Origin of the sequence: Streptomyces albus subsp. albus, from assembly GCF_000719865.1 — a bacterium.
GTDB lineage: Bacteria > Actinomycetota > Actinomycetes > Streptomycetales > Streptomycetaceae > Streptomyces > Streptomyces albus_E.
Genome location: NZ_JOID01000014.1, coordinates 157,888 through 165,124, shown reverse-complemented (window position 1 = coordinate 165,124; position 7,237 = coordinate 157,888). Strand labels below are relative to the sequence as shown.

General features: G+C 74.4%; 9 protein-coding genes. 5 read left to right on the top strand and 4 right to left on the bottom strand.

The genetic code is table 11. The features are described 5' to 3' along the window. Nucleotides 1-165: 165 nt before the first annotated feature. Together IF83_RS0115890 and IF83_RS0115885 are read right to left on the bottom strand one after the other, a co-directional pair. Entirely contained in the window at nucleotides 166-615 is a 450-nt protein-coding gene (locus IF83_RS0115890) for an SRPBCC family protein (protein ID WP_030544844.1), read from the bottom strand. Nucleotides 616-774: 159 nt separating this feature from the next. Beyond that, nucleotides 775-1,089 carry a DMT family transporter gene (locus IF83_RS0115885; RefSeq protein ID WP_030544843.1) on the bottom strand — a complete coding sequence of 105 codons (315 nt, stop codon included), beginning with the start codon at nucleotides 1,087-1,089 and terminating at the stop codon, nucleotides 775-777. Nucleotides 1,090-1,412: 323 nt separating this feature from the next. Here IF83_RS0115885 and IF83_RS0115880 point away from each other — a divergent pair, with 323 nt between their 5' ends. The 3 genes from IF83_RS0115880 (at nucleotide 1,413) to IF83_RS34100 (ending at nucleotide 3,430) form a co-directional block, all read left to right on the top strand. Next, nucleotides 1,413-2,201, top strand: a complete 789-nt coding sequence (locus IF83_RS0115880; protein ID WP_030544842.1) for a hypothetical protein — start codon at nucleotides 1,413-1,415, stop codon at nucleotides 2,199-2,201. A 45-nt stretch (nucleotides 2,202-2,246) separates the two neighbouring features. Beyond that, nucleotides 2,247-2,921 carry a class F sortase gene (locus IF83_RS30285; protein ID WP_244177091.1) on the top strand — a complete coding sequence of 225 codons (675 nt, stop codon included), beginning with the start codon at nucleotides 2,247-2,249 and terminating at the stop codon, nucleotides 2,919-2,921. Between the two features lie 332 nt (nucleotides 2,922-3,253). After that, entirely contained in the window at nucleotides 3,254-3,430 is a 177-nt protein-coding gene (locus IF83_RS34100) for a hypothetical protein (protein WP_167343589.1), read from the top strand. Nucleotides 3,431-3,501: 71 nt separating this feature from the next. Here IF83_RS34100 and IF83_RS0115865 read toward each other — a convergent pair whose 3' ends face one another. Both IF83_RS0115865 and IF83_RS0115860 read right to left on the bottom strand, forming a co-directional pair. Further along, complete coding sequence (locus tag IF83_RS0115865) at nucleotides 3,502-3,876, bottom strand: RNA-binding S4 domain-containing protein (RefSeq protein ID WP_030544840.1); 375 nt, start codon at nucleotides 3,874-3,876, stop codon at nucleotides 3,502-3,504. 50 nt (nucleotides 3,877-3,926) lie between these two features. Further along, entirely contained in the window at nucleotides 3,927-4,517 is a 591-nt protein-coding gene (locus IF83_RS0115860) for a TetR/AcrR family transcriptional regulator (protein ID WP_030544839.1), read from the bottom strand. Between the two features lie 56 nt (nucleotides 4,518-4,573). Here IF83_RS0115860 and IF83_RS30280 point away from each other — a divergent pair, with 56 nt between their 5' ends. Then, nucleotides 4,574-4,933, top strand: a complete 360-nt coding sequence (locus IF83_RS30280) for an STAS domain-containing protein (RefSeq protein ID WP_078843511.1) — start codon at nucleotides 4,574-4,576, stop codon at nucleotides 4,931-4,933. A gap of 500 nt (nucleotides 4,934-5,433) precedes the next feature. Beyond that, nucleotides 5,434-7,023 carry an SDR family oxidoreductase gene (locus IF83_RS0115850; protein ID WP_051722811.1) on the top strand — a complete coding sequence of 530 codons (1,590 nt, stop codon included), beginning with the start codon at nucleotides 5,434-5,436 and terminating at the stop codon, nucleotides 7,021-7,023. Nucleotides 7,024-7,237 lie beyond the last annotated feature (214 nt).

Below are 7,237 nucleotides of genomic sequence, written 5' to 3'. Positions count from 1 at the left end.
CGGGGCCCCGGTTCCGGGGCGGGTGGCTCGGGCGCGAACGCAGCGGTGGGGGCCCCGGCCTGCCGGCCGGGGCCCCCACCGCTGCGTTCGCGCCCCTTCCGGGGCTGCTCCGGGCGGCCGGCCGTCAGTGAGGGGAGCCGCGGCTCCGCCGCCCGGGTGTGCCGCTCAGACCTGGCCGCGCCAGGCACCGGTCTCGACGCCGCGGGACTCGATGAAGGACTTGAAGCGGCCCAGGTCCTGCTTGGCCTGCTTCTTCACGAAGCCCACCTTGTCCCCGACCTTGTCGGTGATGCCCTGCGGGTCGTGGTCGAGCTGGAGCATGACCTTCGTCCGCTTGTCGTCCAGGCGGTGGAAGGTGACCACGCCGGCCTGCTTGACCTCGCCCTCGACGGTGGTCCAGGCGACGCGCTCGTCGGGGATCTGCTCGGTGATCTCGGCGTCGAACTCCCGCTTGACGCCCGCGACCTCCGTCACCCAGTGCGTCCGGGTCGGCGTCCGCTGCTCGATCCGCTCGACGCCCTCCATGAACTGCGGGAAGTCCTCGAACTGGGTCCACTGGTCGTACGCGGTGCGCACGGGGACGTCGACCTCGACGGATTCCTCGACCTTCGACATGTCGGTGTGCTCCTCACCTCGGGGGATTCCGTGTACACGGCTCCGCCTGCCCCGGGGCCGGCGGCCGATGCGTACCGGAATGCAGGAATCCGGTCATGAGGTCCGCCGCCGGGCGCTCACCGGTCTGCCGGGGCCGCCGTCCGGTGCGGCACCGGTGCGTCAGTGGAGCAGCTTCAGACCCGCCACGCAGCCGACGATCCCCGCGAGCAGCAGCAGCTTGACGGGGGACACCGTCTCGCTCCCCGATGCCATTGCCCAGCCCGCCGTGAGGACCGCGCCGATGCCGACCCAGACCGCGTAGCCGGTGCCGACCGGCACCTCCCGCAGGGCGTAGGCGAGGCCCGCCATGCTCAGCGCCAGCGCCACCGCGAAGACCACGCTGGGCCAGAGCCTGCTGAACCCCTGGGACCGGTCCAGCGCCGTGGCCCATACCGCCTCCAGCACACCGGACAGGATCAGCACCGTCCAGGCCATCGCCCACTCCCCGCACGCCGTCTCGCCGCCGCGGACCGGTCCGCTCCGGGGCCGGCCGCCTTCCCGGCCAACATCTCACACGGCGGCGGCCCGGCCCGGCCGAGGGCGCCGCGACCAGCGCGTACGGCACCCGCGGCGGGGCGCCGGAGCACCGGGCGCGGCGGTGGGAGGCGGCGCCGGAGAAAAAAACTTCCGGCACCCACCCATCCGCCCCGCCGCCGGTTCCGAATGAGGGATGCAGGCGGATCACTCAACCGGGTCCGCGTCCGAGACCGCGCACCGGCCGCTGCACCGCAGGGGCCACCGGAAGGGATGCACCAGACATGACAGCCAAGCGCACCACACGGCTTGCGGCCCTCGTCGCCCTCCCCATGGCCCTGGCCCTGGGCACCTCGTCGGCCGCGACGGCCGCCGGGCCGAAGGGTTTCCAGATCGACCTCTCGCAGCTCAACAACTCCCGCGCGTCCGGCACCGCCATGCTGAGCCTCGACGGCACCGAACTGACCGTCAAGATCGAGTCGCAGGGCCTGACACCCGGTCAGCCGCACGCGCAGCACATCCACGGCTCCACGGAAGGGCACGACTTCACCTGCCCGGACATCACCGCCGACAAGGACGGGGACGGCATCGTCACCACCAGCGAGGGGCTGCCCGTCTACGGCAACATCAACATCTCGCTGACCGTGGACGGTGACACGACCCCGGACAGCGGCCTCGCCGTCGACCGGATGCCCGTGGCCGAGGCCGACGGCACGCTCTCCTACGAGCGCACCATCACGGTCTCCCAGGACGTCGCCGACCACATCCAGGACCTGCACGTGGTGCAGCACGGCATCGACCCCAACGGCAACAACAAGTACGACTTCGGCGTCGGCAAGAGCGACCTGGACCCGAAGCTTCCGCAGGAGGCCACCGCACCGGCGGCCTGCGGCCTGGTCAAGGGCGCCGCGGTCGGCTCCGTACCCGCCGGCGGCGTGGAGACCGGGACGGCGGCCGCCTCCCCGTCCGGCGTCCAGAGCCGCGGCATGGCCGCCGTCGGCGCGGCGACGCTCGTCGCGGCCGCGGGCACCGTCGTGGTGACCCGGCGCAGGCGTGCCGCGCAGGATGGCTGACCCGAGGCCGGCATGAGCAGCTACCCGAACCCCCGGAGGTCCCCCGTGAACCGTGGCCGCAAGCGCGCCCTGTTCGTCTTCGTGTTCGTCGTGGTGTCGGCGACCCTTGTCGGCCTGATCCTGACCGTCCAGAGCCGGGCCTCGTCCGACGAGGCGGCCGGCACGGCCCCGCCCGCCGCTCCGGGGAACGGGGCGGCCGGGAACGGCGCGGCCGAGGGCGGCGAGCAGCCCGCCGGCGGGCCGGCCGGGGGCGCCGAGCCGCTGGGGGCCTCCCGGCCGCAGCGGATCTCCATACCCGAGCTGGGCGTCACCTCCACGCTGGAGAAGCTGAACCTGGGCGCCGACGGGGAGATGAAGACCCCGCGCGACCCGTTCAAGGCGGGCTGGTACGAGCCCGGGCCGGCGCCCGGCGCCATGGGACCGGCCGTCATCGCGGGCCACGTCACCTGGAACGGCGAGCCGTCGGTCTTCCACAAGCTGTCCACGCTGAAGCGGGGCGACCGCATCGAGGTGGCCCGGGAGGACGGAAAGACAGCCGAGTTCACGGTCGACAAGATCGGCCAGTATCCGAAGAACGAGTTCCCGACCGTCGAGGTGTACCGCAATCTCGACCACGCCGGACTCCGCCTCATCACCTGCGGCGGCGAATTCTCCGAGTCGGACAACCGCTACTCCGACAACGTGGTCGTCTTCGCCTCCCTGGCCGGCAGCCGCGCCTGACCACCCGCCCCGGCCCGCCGCCGCGGACGTGCGGCCGGGCGGGCCACCGGAGCCGGCGGCCGCCGCCGGCGATCCCCTCCACGGGCCGGCTCCCCCCATGGCCGGCCGGGGCCGGTGCGGCCGCCGGACTTCCCCCGGCAGCCGCACCGGGCGTGTGCGGTACGGTCCGCGCCGTGTATCCGGCGCGGGCTCCGCGGCCGTACGGTGACGCGGCGCGGCCCGGGCGCCCGCCCGCCCACCCGGGCGCCCCCCGGACGCGGAAACGTTTGCGAGATCATGGTCGCTGTACAGCACGGAATGCTCCGTGACCCGACCCCTGAAGGACCACCACAGTGACCACGACGGCCGCCCATCCCCCGATCTACCAGCAGCTGGTGAACGAACAGGGCGACATCCTCGCCGACACCCGGGCCGCCGCCGAGGAGATCCTGCGCGAAGCGGCCGAGGCGCTGGACTGGAACGGTCCCGGCATCCACCGCCAGCGCCGGATACGGGAACAGGGCCGCTGATCCACGCGGCTCCGCGCCACCCCGGGACCCTCCCGGGGCGGGCGGGGGCGGCCCGGTGGAGCCGGCGCGGTTCACCGGCCGCGCAGCCGCTCCGTCTCCCGCCGTTCCCGCTTGGTGGGGCGCCCCGCGCCGCGATCACGGCGCGGGGCCACCATGAGCTCCTCGCGCGGGGGCGGCGGCGGGCTGTTGTCCACATAGGCCTCCGCCGCGACGGGCGCCCCGACCCGCTTCCGCAGCAGGCGCGTCACGACGACGACCCGCTCTCGGCCGGCGGCGCGCAACCGCACCTCGTCGCCCGCCTTGACGGGATGGGCGGGCTTGACGCGCTCGCCGTTGACCCGGACATGGCCGGCCCGGCAGGCGGAGGCGGCCATCGAGCGGGTCTTCGTCAGCCGTACGGACCAGATCCAGCTGTCGACGCGTACGGCTCCCTCGTCCGAAACCATGCCCCGACCCTACCGTCGGCGTCCTCGGCCGTGCCCTGACCGGGAGGGCGTCATCCCCGGCGGTGCTGTTCGATCAGGAGGCGGGCCATCGCCCGGGCCCGGCGGGCGGCATCGGGGTCCCCCTCGGTCGCGGAGATGATCGACCCCTTCATCAGAATGTGCCAGGAGCGAGCGAAGTCCTCCGTGTCCCGGAGACCGGCCTCGTCTGCGAGGACGCGCACGACGCTCCGTATGGTGGCCAGGTACTGGATGCAGGCCCGGCCGAGCGGGTGCTCCGACCGCATTTCCAGCAGCACGTTGATGAACGCGCAGGCGTCGAAATCCGCGCTCCGGAACCATCCGTCGAAGACGTCGAAGATCGCCAGCAGGCGTTCCTCCGGGGTGTTCCCGAGACGACGGGCCTCCGCCTCGACAAAACCGAGCGTCCAGTTTTTCTCGCGCATCTCCAGAAACGCCAGAACCAGGGCGTCCTTCGACGGAAAATGCCGGTAGAGGGTGGCTTTCGCCACCTTCGAGCGGCGGATCACCTCGTCGATGCCCACGTCCCGGACACCGCGGCGGGAGAACAATTCATAGGCCGTGCCCAGAATGCGCTCGCGGGCCGCTGCGGAAGAGACGGAATCTGCAATCCCTGTGGTCATGGTGGGACCCAGTGTAAACGTGGACAGGAGCCCGGAACTGTGAGCATCATGAGGCCATGACTTCAGAGACAGACCGGTCTGCCCCGCCCCGCGTCCACGCGGGGGTCCACACCAGCATCCGGGCCCCCGGAGGTGATGCCGTCGTGGCGCCGTGGGGAGAGGTCGACTACGACTCCGCGCCCCTCCTCTACCGGGCCGTGAACGGGCTGACCTCCGGCGACGGCAGGGTGGTCCTGGACATGGCCGACGTCACCTTCATGGACATCGCCGGACTGCACTTCCTCCGATTCCTGCACTCCTACGGCGAAGAGCACCGCAGGCTGATCACGACGGTCAACTGGGGCCGCCAGCCGCAGCGCGTGCTGACCCTGGCCGGGTCGCTGATCGACGAGCCGCCGCTCACGGCCGGCCGCTGACCCACCGCCGCCGACTCTTCCCCCCCCATCACCGGGGCCGCTGGACCGGGACGGCGCTGAGAGCGCCCACGCGTCCGGCCGCCGCACACGAACGCCGCCGGGCGGGCCCCCGAGCCCCCGGCACCGGCTGATCCCCCGCACACCGCCGCCCCCGCCGCGCGCACACCGCCGGCCCGCCGGGTGCCCCCTCTTTCTCGCGGTGCTCCCGCGCACCTCCCCCCCTTCCTCCCGGACTTTCCGGCCGTGCTCCCGGCCGCTTTCCGCGCAGTCCGGCGGGCCGGACCGCCCGCTTCGCCCGGCGCGGTCCGTCCCCGGTTCTCCTTCCGCGCAGTTCCCGGCTTCCGCGCGTCGTCCGGCGCGGGTCCGCCCACTCCCCGTTCGGCTGAGCCGGGCTGGCGCCTCGCGCCGGGCGTGCCAGAGTGGGGGCGCGGCACGCCCGCCCGCGTCCGCGCCGACACCCGCCGCTGCCGCCGGCGGCGGGCCGACTCCGGGAGGCCGATGTGGGGACGGGGACGGACGGGGACGGGCCCGCGCCGCGCTGCCTGGTGACCGGGGCCACCGGATACATCGGCGGCAGGCTGGTGCCGGAACTGCTGGCCGCGGGATTCTCCGTACGCTGCCTGGCGCGCACCCCGGGAAAGCTCCGCGACCACCCCTGGGCCGCCCGCGTCGAGGCAGTACGGGGGGACGTGACCGACGCCGAGTCGGTCCGGGCCGCGATGAGCGGGGTGGACGTGGCCTATTACCTCGTGCACGCCCTCGGCGCCGGAGCCGGGTTCGAGGAGACGGACCGCCGTGCGGCCCGGATCTTCGCCGAGGAGGCGCGGCGCGCCGGTGTCTCGCGGATCGTCTATCTGGGCGGGCTGACGCCCGAGGGGGTGCCCGAGCGGGAGCTCTCGCCGCATCTGCGGTCCCGGGCCGAGGTGGGGCGGATCCTGCTGGACGGCGAGGTGCCGGCGGCGGTCCTGCGGGCGGCGGTCGTCATCGGCTCCGGCTCGGCCTCCTTCGAGATGCTGCGGCATCTCACCGAGCGGCTGCCGGTGATGGTCACGCCCCGATGGGTCCGTACCCGGATCCAGCCCATCGCCGTACGGGACGTGCTGCGGTACCTCGTGGGCTGCGCCCGGCTCCCCGCGGAGGTGCACCGGGCCTTCGACATCGGCGGCCCGGAGGTGACGACGTACCGGGAGATGATGCGGCGGTACGCGCGAGTGGCCGGGCTGCCCCGGCGGCTGATCGTCACCCTGCCGCTGCTGACCCCGGGGCTGTCCAGCCACTGGATCGGGCTGGTCACGCCGGTTCCCGCGCCGCTGGCCCGCCCGCTCACCGAGTCACTGCGCCACGAGGTGGTCTGCCACGAGCACGACATCGCCCGGTACGTCCCGGACCCGCCGGAGGGGCTGACCGGTTTCCGGCGGGCGCTGGAGCTGGCCCTCCAGCGGATCAAGGAGGCCGACGTCGCCACCCGCTGGTCCTCCGCCTCCGTTGCCGGCGCCCCCAGCGACCCGCTGCCGACCGACCCGGACTGGGCCGGCGGCGATCTCTACACGGACCACCGGGAGCGGCTCGTCGAGGCCTCGCCCGAGGCCCTGTGGCGGGTGATCGAGGGGATCGGCGGTGAGCACGGCTGGTACTCCTTCCCGCTGGCCTGGGCGGTGCGGGGCTGGGCCGACCGGGCCGTCGGCGGGGTCGGGCTGCGGCGCGGGCGCCGGGACCCGCACCGGCTGCGCGTGGGCGACTCGCTCGACTTCTGGCGGGTCGAGGAGATCGAGCCGGGCCGGCTGCTTCGGCTGCGCGCGGAGATGCGCCTGCCGGGGCTCGCGTGGCTGGAGATGACGGCCGACCGCGACGACCGGGGCCGGACCGTGTACCGGCAGCGCGCGCTCTTCCATCCGCACGGCTTCGCCGGCCGCCTCTACTGGTGGAGCGTCTCCCCCTTCCACGCCCTGGTGTTCGGCGGAATGGCCCGGAACATCGGTGGCGCCGCCGAGCGGTCCGCCCGCGTCGAGGCCGGGACGGACGGGCTCTTCGGAGGGAGGCGCCGGGGCGCCGGAGGCGGCCGGAGCGGCGCGTCCGCGCACAGCAGGTGATCCGGCCGGCCGCGGGCGCCGGGGCCCGCCTCCGGGATCGTGTCCCTCGTCTCGCGCGGCGGCGGGCGGGCCGGGCGGCTCCCGGAGCCGGGACTGACGGCTCGCGGGGTGCGGCCTCGCCCGGGGCCGCCGGCAGGGCGGCCCGGGGCCCGCCGCCCCGCTCCGTCCGCCGTCCGCCGTGCCCGGCTACGGGCGCGGGCGGGGGCGGGGCCGG